The following is an 18,949-nucleotide window of genomic DNA, read 5'->3' as shown; positions in this document are numbered from 1 at the left end:
GCTCAAGAGGCAATTGCGTGACCATACGCTTCGTAGAATCTTCCAAACTGCCGACCCCCTGGGGCATGTTCACCATGCACGGCTTCTCCGACGACGGGGCGGACAAGGAGCACCTGGTGCTCACCATGGGCGATGTCAGTAACGGCGAACCGGTACTCGCCCGGGTGCACTCCGAGTGCCTGACCGGCGATGCGCTGTTCAGCATGCGTTGTGACTGTGGCCCCCAACTGCAGGCCGCCATGCACAAAATCGCCCTGGAAGGGCGCGGAGTGATTTTCTACCTGCGCCAGGAAGGCCGCGGCATCGGCCTACTCAACAAAATCCGCGCCTACCACCTGCAGGACTGCGGCGCCGATACCGTGGAAGCCAACGAACGCCTGGGTTTTGGCGCCGACATGCGCGACTACAGTATCCTCAAACCCATGCTGGAGCACCTGAACATCAAGTCACTCAAACTGATGACCAACAACCCGCGCAAGGTCAAAGCCCTGCGGGAAATGGGCATCACCGTGGCGGAACGCATTTCCCACCAGACCGGGCGCAACCCCCACAACGCCCGCTACCTGGAAACCAAGCGAGGCAAGCTCGGCCACCTGTTCGAAGAGGGCGACGATAGCTGGACCTCACAAGAGCCGCCTGATGAGAATGAGTCTGACGTATAAGACCAAGTTATTGCAGAGTGCGGAGGGGCGGTTCGGGGTAAAGCCTTCCAGGACCGTAAGCCGCGGGACTAGCGCTTCCGAGCGTACAGGGATGTACTTGCAGCGTGTCCTGGAAGGCTTTACCCCGAAGCGACCCGGACGTGATGAAACGACACAGAGACTGAAGGAAATATTATGACCATCAAAATCGCCATCAGCGGCGCCTCTGGCCGCATGGGTAAGGCCCTGATCGAGGCCGTCAGCGCCAATGACGACACCCAACTGAGCGCCGCCATCGAGCGCCCCGAAAGCACCCTGATCGGCGCCGACGCCGGTGAGTTGGCCGGCATCGGCAAGCTGGGCGTAGCCCTCAGCGGCGATCTGGCGGCGGTGATCGACCAGTTCGACGTTCTGATCGACTTCAGCGCCCCTGCCGCCACCTTGAACAACGCCAAACTCTGCGCCGAACATGGCAAAGGTCTGGTCATCGGCACCACCGGCTTTACCGACGAGCAGAAAGCCGAACTGGAAGCGCGGACCAAAAGCACGGCGCTGTGCATCGCCGCCAACTACAGCACCGGCGTCAACCTGTGCCTGAAGCTGCTCGACATGGCCGCCCGTGTGATGGGGGACGATGTCGATGTGGAAATCTACGAGGCGCACCACCGCCACAAGGTCGACGCCCCCTCGGGCACGGCCCTGCGGATGGGCGAAGTCGTCGCCAACGCCCTGGGTCGTGACCTGAGCAAAACCGCCGTGTACGGCCGCGAAGGCCAGACCGGCGCCCGGGATCGCGATACCATCGGCTTTGCCACCGTGCGCGGCGGCGATGTGGTGGGCGATCATACCGTGATGTTCATGGCCGATGGCGAGCGCGTGGAAATCACCCACAAGGCCTCCAGTCGTCAGTCCTTTGCCCGGGGCGCCGTGCGTGCGGCACTGTGGTTGGCGCAGCAAAAGCCCGGACTGTATGACATGCAGGACGTGCTGGATCTGCACTAAGCTTACGGTCATGGACGCGGCGCGCGAGGCCCATCAATGAGTTGCACCCTGCGCATTCTGACGGTGAATACCCACAAGGGTTTCAGCCTGTTCAATCGGCGGTTTATTCTGCCGGAACTGCGCGAGGCCGTGCGCTCGGTGGGGGCGGATATCGTTTTTCTGCAGGAAGTCCTCGGGGCCCATGAAGGCTGGTCGCGCCGCCTGGGGCACCGCTGGCCCGATGCGGCGCAGTACGAATTTCTGGCCGATACCATCTGGCAGGACTTCGCCTACGGTCGCAATGCCGTGTACCCCAAGGGGCACCACGGCAATGCGCTGCTCAGCAAATACCCCATAACCCAGTGGGATAACCACGATATTTCCCTGAACCGGTTCGAGCAGCGCGGCATTCTGCACTGCACGCTGGATCTGGTTTCCGAGCCCAGGCCACTGCATGCTATCTGTGTGCACCTGAACCTTCGCGAGCACCATCGCCAGCGTCAGTTGCGCCGGCTGTGTGAACTGGTCAACCGCATACCGGAAGATGAGCCAGTAGTGGTCGCGGGAGACTTCAACGATTGGCGCGGCCGCGCGCAGCGCCTGCTGGCCGAGCAGGCCGGGCTGCGCGAGGTGTTCACCCATGAGTACGGCCGGCCGGCCCGCTCCTTCCCGGCCGCCTGGCCGATGCTGCGCCTGGACCGAATCTATGTGCGCTCCGCGCGAGGGCATGCGCCGGTGGTGTTACCCCGCAAACCCTGGTCCGGATTGTCGGATCATAAGCCACTACTGGCGGAAATTGAGTTAGAGTGGGAGGATGGTCACTACCGGACGACACCCTGAGGGTGCAATGTCCGCACGTTGACCCCAAACCCTCAAACCAGGGAGTTTCCCCATGTGGCTGCGAGCCGGTTGTGAAATCCAGTTCGATGAAAGTGAGCCCGCCCCGTTTATCCTGATGCTGCGGCCGCGCAGCGGCCGACGCCAGTGGGTCGCCCGTGAGTCCTACACGCTGATCCCCAGTGTGCCAGTGGAAGAGTATACCGACCCCTACGGCAACCTCTGTCAGCGACTGATCTCGCCGCCCGGTAAGTTCGTCATCCGCACCTCAGCCGACGTGTTGGCTGATGATACGATTGATGTCGCACCCGGCGCCCCTTTCGTGGAAGTGCAGAATCTGCCCAATGAAGTGCTGACTTATTTGTTGCCCAGTCGCTACTGCGAGTCCGATCAGTTTATCCAGATGGGGCGGGAGATCGTCGGCGATGCGATTCCCGGTTATGACCAGGTGGCACGTATCGAGCAGTGGATTCGCGACCAGTTCATTTATAACGAGGCCGCGCCGCACTTTCAGCTCTCCGCCGCGGACTTCAACCAGATGAGCGAGGGGGTGTGTCGGGACTTCGCGCACCTGGGCATCGCCCTGTGTCGTGGCCTGTGCATTCCGGCGCGCATGGTGGTGGGTTACCTGCATAAACTCGAGCCTATGGACTTCCACGCCTGGTTCGAGGCCTACGTGGGCGGGCGTTGGTACACCTTTGACCCGACCCAGAGCGAGCCTCGGGGTGGTCGGGTCACGGTGGCCTATGGTCGGGATGCGGCGGATGTTGCGATATTCAGTCAGTTCGGCCCCGCCCTGTACCCCACTCGCATGAGCGTGCAGGTGGAGCAACTGCCCGGGCCACCCGAATAACTGACAGTCGGGTTTCCGGCCGTGTTCTAAGATCAGCCGAAGGGGCGTACACCGATCAGAATGCCGTGTAGATAGAGGGCGAACGCAGCCCAGGCTACCAGCCCCACCACCCAGGTGATGACGTCCCGGGAGAAACCACCAACGACGGGAACCTTGCCGTCCGCTCGATCCCGGCGACGCAGGACAATAAAGGCAACTACCGCCCACCCCAGAAAACCGCCAAACAACAGCAGATCGGCCAGGGTGCCGTTGCTGATCAGGTGGGCGATGGCCCAGAACTTGACGCCGAGCACCATGGGGTGGCCCACGCGTGCCTTGAGCCGGTTGCCCGGGACGTAAGCGGCCACCAGCAGGATAAACGCCGGCAAGGTCAGCAGCGCCGCCAGATGACGGGTCCAGACCGGCGACTGCCAGAGCCACATGGGTTCGGCACGCGCCTGTCCATAGCCCCAGATGATCAGAATGAACCCCACCAGGGAGACCACCGTATACAGCAGCTTCCAGGGCGTTTCCCCCAGCCGGTTGACCATGTGATTGCGCCAGGGGCGGGCCACCAGGCCGATGGAGTGGGTACCGAGGAACAACAGTAAACCGAGAATCAGAGCTTCCATGAATGTTACCTTATTGTGTTGCGCTCACCATCAAACTAACCAGAGGATAGCGTAATGGGTGAAGATTACCAGTTGGCGTATGCGGGACTTGCGGTGGTGTTGATCACACTGCTGGTGCAGATGTTGGTGGCGAGCTACAGCAAGGCACGACAGCCCGGCGCGGTGCCGGGGAAAATCGATGAGTCGCTCTCGCATCAGTCCTTTGTGTTCCGTGCACACCGTACCTTCATGAACTCCCTGGAAAACCTGCCCCTGTTTTTCGGCACGGTATTTCTGGCCCTGTTTGTCGGCATGAGCTCAACCTGGGTGGCCGTGACGGTGTGGGTGTTCGCCCTGGCGCGGATTGCCCACATGGTGCTCTACTACGGGCTGGCGACCGAGCGCAATCCCAGCCCGCGCAGTTACTTTTACCTGATCGCTCTGCTGGCCAACGTGGTGCTGCTGGTTGGGCTGGTGCTTCAGCTGGCGAATATGGTCTGAATCAGATAGCCGGTATAACCCACATAGCAAAGCAATAGCAGCCCGCCTTCGATCCGGTTGATGCGCCCCTGACGGCGGAAGCCATAACCGAACACGAACAGGGACAGCGTCAGGAGCGACATGACCAGCACATCGCGACTCAGCACCTCCGGGTCCACCACCATGGGGTGAATGGCTCCGGCGATACCCACCACCGCCAAGGTGTTGAACAGGTTCGAGCCGATCACATTGCCCAGCGCCAGGTCGTGCTCGCCCTTGCGCACCGCCACCAGGGATGAGGCCAGCTCGGGCAGCGATGTGCCGATGGCCACGATGGTCAAACCAATAATGACATCACTCACACCCAGTGCCTGGGCAATATCGACCGCGCCCCAGACCAGCAAGCGGGAGCTGGCCACCAGCAACACCAGGCCAATAAGCAGCCACATCAACGAGCGGGGCAGGGGCATGGGGTGATTCTGCAGCTCCGCATCCACTTCCCCGCCGAGAATGTCACCTTTGCCGCGCATACCCTGCCAGATGCTCCAGCCCATGGTGGCGGCAAATACCAATAGTAGAAGGCTGGCGTCCAGCCGCCCGATGTGAAGATCCCACACCAACCATGCGCTGAAAGCGGTAATCAGCGTGAGAATGGGCAATTCTTTGCGCAGGATCTGGGAGTGAACGGCGATGGGACTGATCACCGCGGTCAAGCCTAGAATCAGGGCGATATTGGTGATGTTGGAGCCGTAGGCATTACCCAGGGCAAGCCCCGGGCTACCCTGACTCGCTGCCAACGCCGAGACCACCATTTCCGGGGCAGAGGTGCCAAAGCCGATGATCACCATACCGATCAACAAGGGCGGCATTCCCAGGTGGCTGGCGGTGGAGACCGCGCCGTCCACAAACCGGTCGGCGCTCCACACCAGAACGATCAGGCCAATAATGACGGCGGACAGGGCTATGAGCATGAGGGCTCCTCTCGGGAATCAGAACAAGCAGACGAATGTGGCGGGGCATAATCGAGGGCTCATGGGATGGTGTCAAGAACCAATTTGCGATCTGTTGTATCGACTTCTACGATAAAAGGGTATCAATTCAGTTCGGAGGCGATTTGCAACATTTCCTGGAGTTGTGGCATCAGGCGGCACGAACCAGTGTGGGTTTTTTCTGGATGGCGCTGTGGGCCTTCGTCTTGGGCTATGTGATCAGCAGTCTGATTCAGGTGCTGGTTACTCAGCAACGCATGCAAAAACTCATGGGTAAGGAAGGCCCGCGCAGTGTGGCGCTAGGGACGTTTTTTGGCTTTTTGTCCAGCTCCTGCAGTTTTTCGGCGCTTTCAACCACTCGGGCTCTGTTCAGCAAAGGGGCCGGCTTGGCGCCTTCCCTGGCATTCATGTTGGCCTCAACCAACCTGGTTGTCGAACTTGGCATGGTCATCGCCATCTTTCTCGGTTGGCAGTTTGTGGTCGGTGAGTATGTCGGTGGGATGATGCTGATCCTCGTTACCTGGTTGCTTATCCGTATTACTCGCCCGCGCCGCCTTGAGCGACAGGCCCGCGAAAGGATGAAACCACCCGAGGCGCATGATGGTGACGCGGGAGATTGGCGACAGAAAATCCGCAGCGCCGAAGGGTGGCAGCAAATCGGCCAGACCTATGTGATGGAATGGCAAATGGTCTGGAAGGATGTGCTCATTGGTTTCACGGTGGCCGGCGTTATCTCCGCGATGGTTCCCGAGAGCTTCTTTCAGGCGATGTTTATGGGCTCGGGAGGGCAAAACGCCGCCAATCCCGGGTTCCTGGCGGTATTGGCGCAGGCAGTTGTTGGTCCGGTTGCTGCCTTTTTCACGTTCATCGGTTCAATGGGCAACATACCTCTGGCGGCGGTACTGTTCAGTCAGGGTGTGAGTTTTGCCGGTGTAATGGCCTTTATTTTCTCCGACCTGGTTGTGTTGCCCGTGTTACGCATCAATGCCGCCTATTATGGTTGGAAGATGGCGCTGTATATTCTGGCCCTGATGCTGGTGGGCATTGTCAGTGTGGCATTGGTGATGCACTACGCGTTGGTGGCGCTGGACCTGCTGCCCAGTCTTGAGGGACTGAAAACACCCTCCGAGCGACACTTTTTCCAGGTGAACTATCAGCTGGTCCTGAATCTGATGTTTTTAGCGGTGACAGTTGGGCTGCTATGGTTTTGGCGGAAAGGGCAACGAGCCCAGGAAGGTCATCACCATCACCATCACCACGATCATGGCGGGGCTTCGCTGACGGATCGGGTGTTGCAAGGGCTGTCAGTGCTTGCACTGTCCTGGTTGGCAGGGGGGTGGCTTGTCGGCTGGCTACTGCTGTAAATTGCAGTGCCGCTGACCATGCCCGGATCAAGACAAGGCTTCAGAGGTGCTTCGATCACCGGAGACAATCCGGTCCCGCCCAAGGGATTTTGCCCGGTATAACGCCTCGTCGGCGCGTTCGAACCAATGGTCGACACTTTCTCCTCGTTGCAGAATGGCCGTGCCAAACGAGGCGGTTACGGGGCCGGATGGACTGGTGAGGGTTTTGCGCAGCACCGACTGGACATGTTCGACGGCCGCTTGAAGCCCATTTGGTGTTGTCCCGGACATCAGAATCACAAACTCTTCGCCACCAAATCGGAACAGCTGGTCCGAACGTCGGGTATTGAAGGCCAGGACGCCGACGAAATCCACCAAAATGCGATCTCCGGTGTGGTGACCGTGGGTATCGTTTACCCGCTTGAAGTGATCCAGGTCGGCCAACACCAGACCGTACTCGGTGCCGAGGCGCTCGTGCTCGGACACGGCGCGGGCCAGCGCTTCATCCAGGGCACGACGGTTGCTGACCCCCGTGAGCGGGTCGAGCAGTGCCAGATGCTTCAGCCGGTTGCGTTGATGTTCGCTTCGGCGGGCAAAAACATAGGTGCAAGCGCACACCACCAATAAGGTGACCGAAAAGGACCATATCTGCTGACTGGAGCTGAAGGCGCTGCCTTCCAGGATCAGCAGTGCCAGGGCTCCAAGCGGCAAAAGCGCGGCAATCAGCGGGCGGGTGAGCATGAAACTGCAGATCAGTGCCGGGTAGAGCCAGAACAGGCCCACTTCGCCGGCGGTCAGGGATATGGCGATGGCGCCACCGGTGCAGGGGACCAAAGCGAGAAATAGCCCGGTGCAGGCGGTTTTGTGCGTGCGCCAGGCGTACAGTGTGGCGCCGACAATGGCTCCGAGAATGCCCAGATCGATCAGGCCAATCCAGTACTCTCCGCGCAGAAACCGCCAGACGGCAAAGGGTGTGATGCCAACGATCGCACAGGCGTTCATCAGGGTGATGACCGAGAGATGAAAATCGTTGCGTAGCCGATAAAGCATGACGGTCTCGTGTTGGCCAGTTGTGCGTCGTGGCTCGGAGCTGACAATGAGCCCATAGTGCCCCAGCAAGGTGCACGCCGACAAGTATTATGGCGCATTAATCATCTTGTTGCGACTGAGAGCTGCCGGGAGGTTGTATCGGGGAGACAGGCGGTTGTAGTCCGGGCGACCACGACGGTGGTCGCCCGGTTGAAGGGTTACGGCGTTTGGCTCAACTCCATTACCTCGGCGGCGGACAGGGGCTTTTCGTACACCCGCAGCTCGTCCATGGCGCCCTCGTAGGGCAGATCCCACCAGTTCACACCGAGGCTGAAGATGCCGGTGCCCTCGGTGAAAACGTGTGGGAAACCGGCGCCGGAGAAGCGCTCCTCACCGTTGATGTAAATGGACAGGGCGCCTTCGTCCACCACCCAGGCGACGTGGCTCCAGGCGTCCTGGGGAATGTTCATGCCGGTACCCGCGTCATACCAGAGAGTGCCTGACCAGAGCATGGTGTGACCGTTCACGAAACCGTGCCCCATGGGCAGGAAGCTGATCCAGCTGTCCGGATTTCGGGCGCCGAAGAAGGTGGTGCTGAAGGCGTTCAGGGCGCTCGGGTTCAGCCAGAAGCTGACCGAATAGCGGTGGCTGGCGATCAACCCGCCGGGTAGCCGCACACCTGACTGACCGTCGAAGTAGGCGGCCTCGGCGCTGACTCCTGACACAAAATCAATCTGGCCGCCGGCCCAATCGATACGGGCGCCGCTGACCTGACCGGGCGCCTGTTGCCCTGTGGTGTCGTTCAGGTTGCCGTCGAAACTGTAGTGCGCCAGCAAGCCGTCGGGCGCCTGCTCGCGCACGGTCACCGGGTACTCACGGCTCTGTGTCTCGCCGTCATAGTGTACCGTGGCGCGTAAGGTGACCACCTGATCGCCCAGGCCGTGTTCCGGGCGATTGACTTGTCCATCAGTCGCGATCCACTGAGGCGCAGAGGATGACCATTCGATGGTGGCGTTGCGGGTCGCGCTCACCGGCAGGTCGATGTCATTTTGCAGCGGGGTTGAGCTGAACTCGATATCGTCGAGAATAGCTTGCAGTACCGCCTCGGTCGGGCGATCGGGCAGGCGGCTGCCCCACAGTGTGAGCCCAGCGTCGGATAGTGCACTGAAGGTCAGGTCGAAACGCTCGGCGGTTTCATTCCACTGGTAGGACAGTACGCCCTCATAATCGCCGTTGCTCAGCTCGACCGAAATGCGATCGTTGCCACCAAACCACCAGCGGCCTTCGATATCGCCCCGGATGCGGCCGTTGTTGGTGAGGGTGGCGAACCGGGAGGTCTCGATGTCGGCGGTGATGGTCTTGTCTTTCAGGATCACTTTGTAGTCACCCACCACGTCGGGGCGTTTGACCTTGCGCTGGCCCGGTTGCGCTTGGAGTGCTTTGTCGGCGTAGCGATAGGGCGCGGCGACCGGCCAGTCGGCGTCGTTAATCAGCAGCTCATTCACCCGGATGTTGTGGCGTTCTCCGGTTCCCGGGAAGCGACTGTGGGAAATCAGGAAATACTGCCCGGTGGCGTCATCGTAATAGGCGGAGTTGTGGCCGGGGGAGACGTAGCCCGTTCCCAGGCCTTCGCCGTCCTCGCCCAGTTCTCGGGTGAATAAATGGTTGCCCAGAATTTTCATGGCATAGGGTTCGATACTGTCATCGTCAAACAGTGGCAGGGCCGGGTCTGATTTTACTTCGGCCATATTATTGCCCTGAGCATCGAAGTAGGGACCGTCGGGCTGGCGCGAGCGTGCGACCCGTACGTTATAGCCGCCGTCGGCGCTCAGGCCACCAAAGGAGGTGAACAGATAGTAGTACTGGGTCTCCGGACTGTAGAGGATGTAGGGGGCTTCGATCCGGCTGTGGTTGCCGCCCATCAGGTGCTTGCCGTAGCCCTGGCCCGGCAGTGGAAAGCCGGTTTCCGGGTCCATCTCGAAGATGAAAAGGCCACCCGAGTAGGAGCCGTACACCATCCAGAGTTTGCCTTCGGCGTCAAAGAAGGCATCGGGGTCGACCACATTGGGGTGAATGCGGGCGTCATAAATGGTGCCGTCCTCGCTGGGCTGGCCCCACATGCCCGAGCGCAGAAAGATGCCCTCATTGCGGTAGGGCCCCTCGATATCGTCGGCCACCGCGATCCCCATGGCGGAGCGGGGCGAGTCACCCCGGCTGGCGTTGTAGTACATGTAAAAGCGGCCATCCTCAAGCTGGATGACATCCGCCGCCCAGAGCGTGTCGGTCTGGGCCCATTCGAAGGTTTCCCGCAGCTCGGCTTGGACGTCATCAAACAGCGGGTTGGCAGCGTTGGCGCCGTCGGCGACCTGCTGCCATTGCATCAGATCATCGGATTTGGCCGCAGCCAGATGGGAGCCGAACACATAGTAGGTGTCATCGACTCTGATGACCGACGGGTCGTGGACAGTGGCCTCTGCGAACTCGGGGGGTGCCCATTCATGGTCCGTAGCGGGGGCCGCGTGAGTGGTCGCCGCTCCGGCGGCGAGCAGCAGGGCCGCAGCCCCGATGAGACCGGGTAGGTCCTTGGTAGACATGGCTTTTACCTCGTTATTTGTCTTATTCATGGGTTCGAATGTTGAACCAGACGTTTGGTTTGGCGACATTATTGTATGATGATATGGCGTAATAATAAAATGTCGATATATCTGACAAAGTCCTCTTGAAAACTCAGAATCAAGTAAAATCAAAGGGTTATGAAATATCGGGTGGCGCGAGGCTTTATTTGGTGACAGACTGATTTGCCATAAAAAGTCATACAATTTATAACCAAAGGATTTGGCTCTCCCGGAGGGCCAGAATCGGACATTTTCATTGGACAGCACCCGCCGCCTCGCGTAAAATTGCCGGCGAAATTACACTTGGCCCAAATGCCGGTCAGCAGGATTGTATGAAGCGAGATGAGGCTGGTGTTTCATCTCGCTTTTTTGCACCCCGTGACCGGGCTTTCACTCGCGCGCAGTCCGTCTAGCATTCGCTGATCTTCGCACCCTTCGGGTCGTGCGGCTGCCTCGCTGAGCCTGTGAAAAGTCCGGTCACATGACGGCACGCCATCATGCTTGAGGAGGTTGACTTGACTACTGGGGCATCCACACCCGCTGTGCTTGTACTTGAAGACGGCAGTATTTTTCGCGGTACCGCCATTGGTGCCGAGGGCCTGTCGGTGGGCGAGGTGGTGTTCAATACCTCCATGACCGGCTATCAGGAAATCCTGACCGATCCCTCCTACGCCCGTCAGATCGTGACGCTGACCTACCCCCATATCGGCAACACCGGCGTCAATGCCGAGGACGCCGAGTGCGATCGAAGCTGGGCCGCCGGCCTGGTGATTCGGGACCTCCCCTTCCTGGCCAGCAACTTCCGCTCCGAGCAGTCCCTGCCCGAGTACCTGAACGCCCAGAACATCATCGGCATCGCCGATATCGATACCCGTCGCCTGACCCGGCTGCTGCGCGACAAGGGCGCCCAGAACGGCTGCATCATGGCGGGCGAGATCGACGAGGATAAGGCGCTTGCGGAAGCCAAGGGGTTTGCCGGCCTGAAAGGTATGGATCTGGCCAAGGTGGTCAGCGTGAAGGAACCTTATACCTGGAGCGAGGGTACCTGGTCCTTGGGCAAAGGGCATCAGGTCCCCGAGGGTGAGCGGCCCTATAAAGTGGTGGCCTATGATTACGGGGTCAAGCGCAATATTCTGCGTATGCTGGTGGATCGCGGCTGTGACCTCACCGTGGTGCCGGCTGAAACACCCGCCGCCGAGGTGCTGGCGATGAACCCCGACGGCGTCTTCCTGGCCAACGGCCCCGGCGACCCGGAGCCCTGCACCTACGCCATCGAAGCGATTAAAGAGATTGTTGAAACCGGCCTGCCGGTCTTTGGTATCTGCCTGGGGCACCAGTTGCTGGCCCTGGCCTCTGGCGCCAAAACACTGAAGATGAAGTTCGGTCACCACGGCGGCAACCACCCGGTGCAGGACCTGGAGACCGGACGGGTGATGATCACTGCCCAGAACCACGGTTTTGCCGCCGATGAGGCGAGCCTGCCGGACAATCTGAAGGCCACTCACCGGTCACTGTTCGACGGCTCCCTACAGGGCATTCACCGCACGGACAAGCCCGCCTTCAGCTTTCAGGGGCATCCGGAAGCCAGTCCCGGTCCGCACGACGCCGACGGCCTGTTCGACCACTTTATTGATTTGATGAAAGACGCGAAACGTTGATGGGTTGCCGCCTGCGGGCGGCCTCCGCGCAACGTCACCCTTCAACCGATTTCGCAGAGCGAGAAGATCATGCCAAAACGTACCGACATCAACAGCATTCTGATCCTGGGCGCGGGCCCGATCGTCATCGGCCAGGCCTGTGAGTTTGACTACTCCGGCGCCCAGGCCTGTAAGGCCCTGCGCGAAGAGGGTTACCGGGTGATCCTGGTGAACTCCAACCCGGCCACCATCATGACCGACCCGGCCATGGCGGATGCCACTTACATCGAGCCCATCGAATGGCGCACGGTGGAACAGATCATCGAGAAAGAAAAGCCGGATGTGGTGCTGCCCACCATGGGTGGCCAGACCGCGCTCAACTGTGCCCTGGATCTGGCCAAGCACGGCGTGCTGGAAAAGTACGGCGTCGAGCTGATCGGCGCCAACGAAGACGCCATCAACATGGCGGAAGACCGGGATCTGTTTGATCAGGCCATGAAGCGCATCGGTCTGGAGTGCGCCCGCGCCAAGATCGTCCACTCCATGGATGAAGCCCTGGAAGTGCCCAAAGAGTTCGGTTTCCCCTGCATCATCCGTCCGTCTTTCACCATGGGTGGCTCCGGTGGTGGTATCGCGTACAACTGGGAAGAGTTTGAGGAAATCTGTACTCGCGGCCTGGACCTCTCGCCGGTCAATGAGCTGCTGATCGATGAATCCCTGCTCGGCTGGAAAGAGTACGAGATGGAGGTGGTTCGGGACAAAAGCGACAACTGCATCATTGTCTGTTCCATCGAAAACTTTGACCCCATGGGTGTGCACACCGGTGACTCCATCACCGTGGCCCCGGCTCAGACCCTGACCGACAAGGAATATCAGATCATGCGTAACGCCTCCCTGGCGGTGTTGCGTGAGATCGGGGTGGAAACCGGCGGCTCCAATGTGCAGTTCGCGGTCAATCCGGACGATGGCCGGATGGTGGTGATCGAGATGAACCCCCGGGTATCCCGATCTTCCGCGCTGGCCTCCAAGGCGACCGGTTTTCCGATTGCCAAGATCGCGGCGAAGCTGGCGGTGGGTTACACCCTGGATGAACTGCAGAATGAAATTACCGGCGGTGCTACTCCGGCCTCGTTCGAGCCGACCATCGATTACGTGGTCACCAAAATTCCGCGTTTCACCTTTGAGAAGTTCGGCGACGCCGATGCCCGTCTGACCACCCAGATGAAATCCGTGGGGGAGGTGATGGCCATTGGCCGGACCTTCCAAGAATCCCTGCAGAAAGCCCTGCGCGGTCTGGAAGTGGGCTCGGCCGGCTTCGAATCCAAGGTGGACCTGAAGGATAACGATACCCCGGCGCGTCTGCGTCGTGAGCTGAACACCCCCGGGGCCGAACGCATCTGGTATCTCGGCGATGCCTTCCGTCTGGGAATGAGTGTCGAGGAAGCCTTCGAGGCGTCGAAAATTGATCCCTGGTTCCTGGTCCAGGTGAAAGACCTGATCGACAGTGAACAGGCGCTGGAAGGAAAAACCGTACAGAACCTGAACGCCGAGCTGCTGTTCCGCCTCAAGCGCAAAGGGTTCTCGGACAAGCGACTGGCCAAGCTGCTCGGCACCAGCGAGCAGGCGGTGCGTCAGCATCGTCACCAGTTGAACATCCGTCCGGCGTTCAAGCGGGTAGATACCTGTGCCGCCGAGTTCGCCACCTCCACCGCTTACATGTACTCCACGTACGAAGATGAGTGCGAGGCCAACCCGAGCGACAAGGACAAGATTCTGGTGATCGGTGGCGGCCCCAACCGTATCGGCCAGGGCATCGAATTCGATTACTGCTGTGTGCACGCCGCCTTCGCCATGCGCGATGAGGGCTACGAGACCATCATGGTCAACTGTAACCCGGAAACCGTGTCCACCGATTATGACACCTCCGATCGCCTGTTCTTCGAGCCGGTGACCCTGGAAGACGTGCTGGAAATCGTGCACAAAGAAAAACCCAAGGGCGTGATTGTGCAGTTCGGTGGCCAGACGCCGCTGAAACTTGCCCGCGCTCTGGAAGCTGAAGGTGTGCCGATTATCGGTACCACTCCGGATGCGATTGACCGCGCGGAAGACCGTGAGCGCTTCCAGCAGATGATCAACAAGCTGAATCTGAAGCAGCCGCCCAACGCCATCGTGCGCTCCTTCGAAGAGGCGCTGCAGGCCGCCAAAGAAGTGGGCTACCCACTGGTGGTGCGTCCCTCTTACGTGCTCGGTGGACGGGCGATGGAAATCGTCTATAAGGAAGATGAGCTGCGCGGCTACATGAATACCGCGGTAGAGGTTTCCGAAGATGCGCCGGTACTGCTGGATCACTTCCTGAGTGCCGCGATTGAAGTGGATGTGGATGCGGTCTGCGATGGTGAGCAGGTGGTCATCGGCGGGATCATGCAGCACATCGAGCAGTGTGGCGTTCACTCCGGTGATTCGGCCTGCTCCTTGCCGCCTTACTCGCTGCCGAAAGACGTACAGAACCTGATGCGTGAGCAGATCAAGGCCATGGCGTTGGAGCTGGGCGTCGTGGGCCTGATGAACACCCAGTTGGCCTATCAGGACGGCGAAATTTATGTGATCGAGGTGAACCCGCGGGCCTCGCGCACCGTGCCGTTTGTGTCCAAGTGCATTGGCGTGTCCCTGGCCAAGGTGGCGGCGCGCTGTCAGGCCGGTATCAGCCTGAAAGAGCAGGGTTTCACCCAGGAAATCGTGCCGGATTACTACAGCGTGAAAGAAGCGGTGTTCCCGTTCAACAAATTCCCGGCGGTGGACCCGATCCTCGGGCCGGAAATGAAATCCACCGGTGAAGTGATGGGGGTGGGCGACACCTTCGGTGAGGCCTTTGCCAAGGCTCAGCTCGGTGCCGGCAGCAAGCTGCCCACCACGGGCACGGCGTTCATCAGCGTACGCGATGTCGACAAGCCCGGTGTGGTTGTGGTCGGTAAGGAGCTGAACAGCCTCGGTTTCAAACTGGTGGCCACTCGTGGCACGGCCGCGGTGTTGAAGGAGGCCGGGCTCGAAGTGGACGTTGTCAACAAAGTGGCCGAGGGTCGCCCGCATATTGTGGACATGATCAAGAACAGTCAGATCAACCTGATTGTGAACACCACTGAAGGGCGGCAGGCGACCCGCGACTCGGCCTCGATTCGTCGCAGTGCGGAAAATCATCGGGTGTACTACACCACCACCCTGGCCGCTGGCGAGGCGGTGTGTATGGCACTGCGGTTTGGTCAATTTACACAAGTGCGGCGCCTGCAGGAGCTGCACGGGAGGATCGGTGCATGAGCAAGGTACCCATGACAGTGGAAGGCGCAGAAGCTCTGCGCGAAGAGTTACACGACCTGAAGAAAGTCCAGCGCCCGCGCATCAGCCAGGCGATTGCCGAGGCGCGCGAGCACGGTGACCTGAAAGAGAACGCCGAGTACCACGCCGCGCGGGAGCAGCAGAGCTTCTGCGAAGGCCGGATTCAGGAAATCGAAGGCAAGTTGGCCAATGCCCAGGTCATTGACGTCAAGACGATTCCGCCCAGCGGCAAGGTGATTTTCGGCACGACTGTGACCATCATCAACTGCGAGACCGAGCAGGAAGTAACCTATCGAATCGTGGGCGATGACGAAGCGGATGTGAAAGCCAACAAGATCTCCATCAATTCACCCATCGCCCGGGCCTTGATCGGCAAGGAAGAGGGGGATGTGGTCGAGGTGAAAACCCCCGGCGGTGAAGTCGAGTACGAAATCGACAAGGTGGAGCATATTTAAGTTTTGGTAATTTCGGGTCGCTCCGAAGGTTGCGTAGGGCGGATAAGGCCAAAGGCCGCATCCGCCGTAACCCAACCCCGACGCCGTGAACTCACCGCAATAAATTCGACAATTTCGGATTCGGCTTCGGATTGGCCCGGTACAACAACGCCATCTTGCCCACCTGCTGAACCAGCTCCACACCGGGCATGGCCGCCAGCTCATCGAGGAGCACCTTGCGGTCGTCCCGCTCGGCCACGGCAATCTTGACCTTGATCAGCTCATGATCATCCAACGCCCGGTTCAGCTCGGCGCGGACCCCGTCGCTCAGGCCGTTGTCGCCCAGGGTGACAATTGGCTTCAGGTTGTGCCCCAGGGCACGGAATTGTTTCTTGCGGTCGGCGCTTAGCGGCATGACAATACCTTCAAATCGTTTGGGTGAAAAAGCCTCTCATTGTAACGCATCTCCCCCGGAATCATCATGGCCAGATCCAAAAGCAGCAACCGTTGGCTGGACGAGCACTTCAGCGACCCTTACGTCAAACAGTCCCAGAAGGACGGCTATCGCTCCCGCGCCAGCTATAAGCTGATCGAGCTGGACAAGAAGGACAAACTGATCAAGCCCGGGATGAGCGTGGTCGACCTGGGGTCGGCGCCGGGTGGTTGGTCTCAGGTGGCCGCCGATCGGGTGGGCGACAAGGGCATGGTGCTGGCGTCGGACATTCTGCCCATGGACAGCATTGCCGGGGTCGAGTTTATCCAGGGTGACTTTACCGAGGAAGCGGTGCTGGAGCAGCTGCTGGCCGCGCTCAGTGGGCAGAAGGCGGACCTTGTAATCTCCGATATGGCCCCCAACATGAGTGGTATGAATGCCGTTGACCAGCCCGCCGCCATCTATCTGGTGGAGCTGGCACTGGATATGGCCCGGCAGGTGTTGAAACCTGGCGGGCATTTTGTTGCCAAAGTGTTCCACGGCGAGGGCTTTGACCCCCTGCTGCAGGACACGCGCGACGCCTTTACCAAGGTGGCAGTGCGCAAACCCGACGCCTCCCGGGCCCGCTCCCGGGAAGTGTATCTGGTCGCCCGGGGCTTCAAAGGTTGAGGCCTCGGCTGATCTATTGCCTCATAGGGTGCGTTTATTGGTATTGATGCGCTTATGGGCTCTATACTGTCACTGATTTGTTGTACAAAACGAGGGTATCTCCTTGAACGACATGACCAAAAATCTCATCCTGTGGCTGATCATCGCCGCCGTGCTGTTCACGGTGTTCCAGGGATTCAATCAGCCCGCCAGTAGCGAGACCCTCAGCTACTCGGACTTCGTGCGCTCGGTCAAGAGCGAGCAGGTCCGGGAAGTCACCCTGCAGGGCCTGAAGGTCCAGGGCACCTATTCTGACGGCAGCACCTTCCAGACCACGCTGCCCCAGATTGGCGACCCCAAACTGATGGACGACCTGCTGAACTCCAACGTGACGGTGCGTAACAAGGAGCCGGAGCGCCCCAGCCTGTGGCATCAGCTGTTAGTGGCCAGTTTCCCGATTCTGATCATCATTGCCGTATTCCTGTTCTTCATGCGCCAGATGCAAGGGGGCATGGGGGGCGGCAAAGGCGGCCCCATGAGCTTTGGCAAAAGTAAAGCCAAACTGCTCGGCGAAGACCAGGTCAAAACCACCTTTTCCGATGTGGCCGGGGTGGATGAGGCCAAAGAAGAGGTCAGCGAGCTGGTGGAATACCTGCGCGATCCCTCCAAATTCCAGCGCCTGGGTGGCCAGATCCCCCGGGGTGTACTGATGGCGGGCCCGCCCGGTACCGGTAAGACGCTGCTGGCCAAGGCCATTGCTGGTGAGGCAAAAGTGCCTTTCTTCTCCATTTCCGGTTCGGATTTCGTCGAAATGTTCGTCGGTGTGGGGGCGTCTCGTGTCCGGGACATGTTCGACCAGGCCAAGAAGCAGGCGCCTTGCATCATCTTTATCGATGAGATTGATGCCGTGGGCCGTCATCGTGGCGGTGGCCACGGCGGTGGTCACGACGAGCGCGAACAGACCCTGAACCAGTTGCTGGTGGAAATGGACGGTTTTGAAGGTAATGAAGGTGTGATCGTCATCGCCGCCACCAACCGTCCGGACGTGCTCGACAAGGCACTTCTGCGCCCGGGACGTTTCGACCGTCAGGTGGTCGTCGGCCTGCCGGACATCCGCGGCCGCGAGCAGATCCTGAAAGTGCATATGCGCAAAGTCCCCATTGATGAGCGTGTCGAGGCCAATGTGATCGCCCGAGGCACCCCCGGTTTCTCCGGCGCGGACCTGGCCAACCTGGTGAACGAGGCGGCCCTGTTCGCGGCCCGTGGCAATAAGCGCCTGGTGACCATGGAGGAGTTCGAGAAAGCGCGTGACAAGATCATGATGGGCGCCGAGCGTCGCTCCATGGTGATGAGCGAGAAAGAAAAGGAAAACACCGCCTACCACGAAGCGGGCCATGCCATTGTGGGCAAGATCGTGCCCGAGCACGATCCCATCCACAAAGTGACCATCATTCCCCGTGGCCGGGCCCTGGGTGTCACCCAGTTCCTGCCCGAGGGAGACAAGTACAGCATGAGCCGCCGGGCCATTGAGTCCAGCATCTGCACCCTGTTTGGTGGCCGGATTGCCGAAGATATGACTCTGGGCGCCGAAGGCATCACCACCGGCGCGTCCAACGATATTGAGCGGGCCACCGAGCTGGCACGCAATATGGTGACCAAGTGGGGTCTGTCGGAAAAGCTCGGTCCTCTGCACTACGGTGAGGACGAAGGCATGATGCCGGGCACCGGCTCGGCCAACTACTCCGGCGAAACCTCCAAGATGATTGACCAGGAAGTCCGCCGGATCATTGATGAGTGCTACAAGCGCGCCGAGCAGATTCTGCATGACAACCGGGATATCCTGGAGGCGATGAAAGACGCGCTGATGGAGTATGAGACCATCGACTCCGAGCAGGTCGACGACCTGATGGCTCGCCGCAAGGTGCGTCCGCCGCGCGACTGGCACGACGACGATTTCAATGGCCACCTCAAAGGCAAGGGCGGCGAAGCCGATGGCAAGTCAGACGGCAAAGGCGCCGAGGGTGAAGGCAAAGACAAGCCCATCGGTGGTCCCGCCGAAGACCACTGACCGCTCCCGGCGGCATTGAGTCATCAGTCTGTTATAATCCC

16 protein-coding genes are annotated in these 18,949 nt (G+C 60.0%); 11 read left to right on the top strand and 5 right to left on the bottom strand.

The window, feature by feature from the left end; translation table 11 throughout:
- Positions 1 to 17: 17 nt before the first annotated feature.
- The 4 genes from ribA to EDC38_RS13010 all read left to right on the top strand — a co-directional run bounded on the left by ribA (position 18) and on the right by EDC38_RS13010 (position 3,312).
- Positions 18 to 662, top strand: a complete 645-nt coding sequence (gene ribA, locus EDC38_RS13025; protein ID WP_123639024.1) for a GTP cyclohydrolase II — start codon at positions 18 to 20, stop codon at positions 660 to 662.
- A gap of 174 nt (positions 663 to 836) precedes the next feature.
- Complete coding sequence (gene dapB / locus EDC38_RS13020) at positions 837 to 1,643, top strand: 4-hydroxy-tetrahydrodipicolinate reductase (RefSeq protein ID WP_123639023.1); 807 nt, start codon at positions 837 to 839, stop codon at positions 1,641 to 1,643.
- Between the two features lie 36 nt (positions 1,644 to 1,679).
- Positions 1,680 to 2,462: an endonuclease/exonuclease/phosphatase family protein gene (locus EDC38_RS13015; protein ID WP_123639022.1), complete on the top strand. Its 783-nt coding sequence runs from the start codon at positions 1,680 to 1,682 to the stop codon at positions 2,460 to 2,462.
- Positions 2,463 to 2,514: 52 nt separating this feature from the next.
- Positions 2,515 to 3,312: a transglutaminase domain-containing protein gene (locus EDC38_RS13010; protein WP_123639021.1), complete on the top strand. Its 798-nt coding sequence runs from the start codon at positions 2,515 to 2,517 to the stop codon at positions 3,310 to 3,312.
- A 32-nt stretch (positions 3,313 to 3,344) separates the two neighbouring features.
- Here the strand turns inward: EDC38_RS13010 and EDC38_RS13005 are convergent, their stop codons facing one another.
- Complete coding sequence (locus tag EDC38_RS13005) at positions 3,345 to 3,923, bottom strand: NnrU family protein (protein ID WP_123639020.1); 579 nt, start codon at positions 3,921 to 3,923, stop codon at positions 3,345 to 3,347.
- A gap of 54 nt (positions 3,924 to 3,977) precedes the next feature.
- Here EDC38_RS13005 and EDC38_RS13000 point away from each other — a divergent pair, with 54 nt between their 5' ends.
- Entirely contained in the window at positions 3,978 to 4,403 is a 426-nt protein-coding gene (locus tag EDC38_RS13000; RefSeq protein ID WP_123639019.1) for an MAPEG family protein, read from the top strand.
- Here EDC38_RS13000 and EDC38_RS12995 read toward each other — a convergent pair.
- Positions 4,382 to 5,353 (bottom strand): calcium/sodium antiporter, encoded by a 972-nt coding sequence (locus EDC38_RS12995; RefSeq protein ID WP_123639018.1) that lies wholly within the window; start codon positions 5,351 to 5,353, stop codon positions 4,382 to 4,384. The two genes, EDC38_RS13000 and EDC38_RS12995, sit on opposite strands and share 22 nt — an antisense overlap.
- A gap of 143 nt (positions 5,354 to 5,496) precedes the next feature.
- Here EDC38_RS12995 and EDC38_RS12990 point away from each other — a divergent pair, with 143 nt between their 5' ends.
- Positions 5,497 to 6,735, top strand: a complete 1,239-nt coding sequence (locus EDC38_RS12990; RefSeq protein WP_123639017.1) for a permease — start codon at positions 5,497 to 5,499, stop codon at positions 6,733 to 6,735.
- A gap of 27 nt (positions 6,736 to 6,762) precedes the next feature.
- Here the strand turns inward: EDC38_RS12990 and EDC38_RS12985 are convergent, their stop codons facing one another.
- Positions 6,763 to 7,764, bottom strand: coding sequence for a GGDEF domain-containing protein (locus EDC38_RS12985; protein WP_123639016.1), 1,002 nt, complete (start codon positions 7,762 to 7,764; stop codon positions 6,763 to 6,765).
- A 197-nt stretch (positions 7,765 to 7,961) separates the two neighbouring features.
- Positions 7,962 to 10,337 (bottom strand): family 43 glycosylhydrolase, encoded by a 2,376-nt coding sequence (locus EDC38_RS16665; RefSeq protein ID WP_123639015.1) that lies wholly within the window; start codon positions 10,335 to 10,337, stop codon positions 7,962 to 7,964.
- 518 nt (positions 10,338 to 10,855) lie between these two features.
- Between EDC38_RS16665 and carA the strand changes: the two genes are divergently transcribed.
- The 3 genes from carA to greA all read left to right on the top strand — a co-directional run bounded on the left by carA (position 10,856) and on the right by greA (position 15,780).
- Positions 10,856 to 12,016 carry a glutamine-hydrolyzing carbamoyl-phosphate synthase small subunit gene (gene carA, locus EDC38_RS12975; protein ID WP_123639014.1) on the top strand — a complete coding sequence of 387 codons (1,161 nt, stop codon included), beginning with the start codon at positions 10,856 to 10,858 and terminating at the stop codon, positions 12,014 to 12,016.
- Positions 12,017 to 12,085: 69 nt separating this feature from the next.
- Positions 12,086 to 15,307 carry a carbamoyl-phosphate synthase large subunit gene (gene carB / locus EDC38_RS12970; protein WP_123639013.1) on the top strand — a complete coding sequence of 1,074 codons (3,222 nt, stop codon included), beginning with the start codon at positions 12,086 to 12,088 and terminating at the stop codon, positions 15,305 to 15,307.
- Complete coding sequence (gene greA / locus EDC38_RS12965; protein ID WP_123639012.1) at positions 15,304 to 15,780, top strand: transcription elongation factor GreA; 477 nt, start codon at positions 15,304 to 15,306, stop codon at positions 15,778 to 15,780. Before carB ends, greA begins: the two co-directional genes overlap by 4 nt.
- A 91-nt stretch (positions 15,781 to 15,871) precedes the next feature.
- Here greA and EDC38_RS12960 read toward each other — a convergent pair whose 3' ends face one another.
- Positions 15,872 to 16,174 (bottom strand): YhbY family RNA-binding protein, encoded by a 303-nt coding sequence (locus EDC38_RS12960; protein WP_123639011.1) that lies wholly within the window; start codon positions 16,172 to 16,174, stop codon positions 15,872 to 15,874.
- 66 nt (positions 16,175 to 16,240) lie between these two features.
- Here EDC38_RS12960 and rlmE point away from each other — a divergent pair, with 66 nt between their 5' ends.
- Together rlmE and ftsH are read left to right on the top strand one after the other, a co-directional pair.
- Positions 16,241 to 16,861, top strand: a complete 621-nt coding sequence (gene rlmE / locus EDC38_RS12955) for a 23S rRNA (uridine(2552)-2'-O)-methyltransferase RlmE (RefSeq protein ID WP_123639010.1) — start codon at positions 16,241 to 16,243, stop codon at positions 16,859 to 16,861.
- Positions 16,862 to 16,973: 112 nt separating this feature from the next.
- The gene (gene ftsH, locus EDC38_RS12950; RefSeq protein WP_051174481.1) at positions 16,974 to 18,908 is read left to right on the top strand and encodes an ATP-dependent zinc metalloprotease FtsH; all 1,935 of its coding nucleotides are present in this window, start codon (positions 16,974 to 16,976) and stop codon (positions 18,906 to 18,908) included.
- Positions 18,909 to 18,949 lie beyond the last annotated feature (41 nt).

The organism is Marinimicrobium koreense (assembly GCF_003762925.1).
Lineage (GTDB): Bacteria > Pseudomonadota > Gammaproteobacteria > Pseudomonadales > Cellvibrionaceae > Marinimicrobium > Marinimicrobium koreense.
This window is presented reverse-complemented; position numbering and strand designations above follow the sequence as displayed.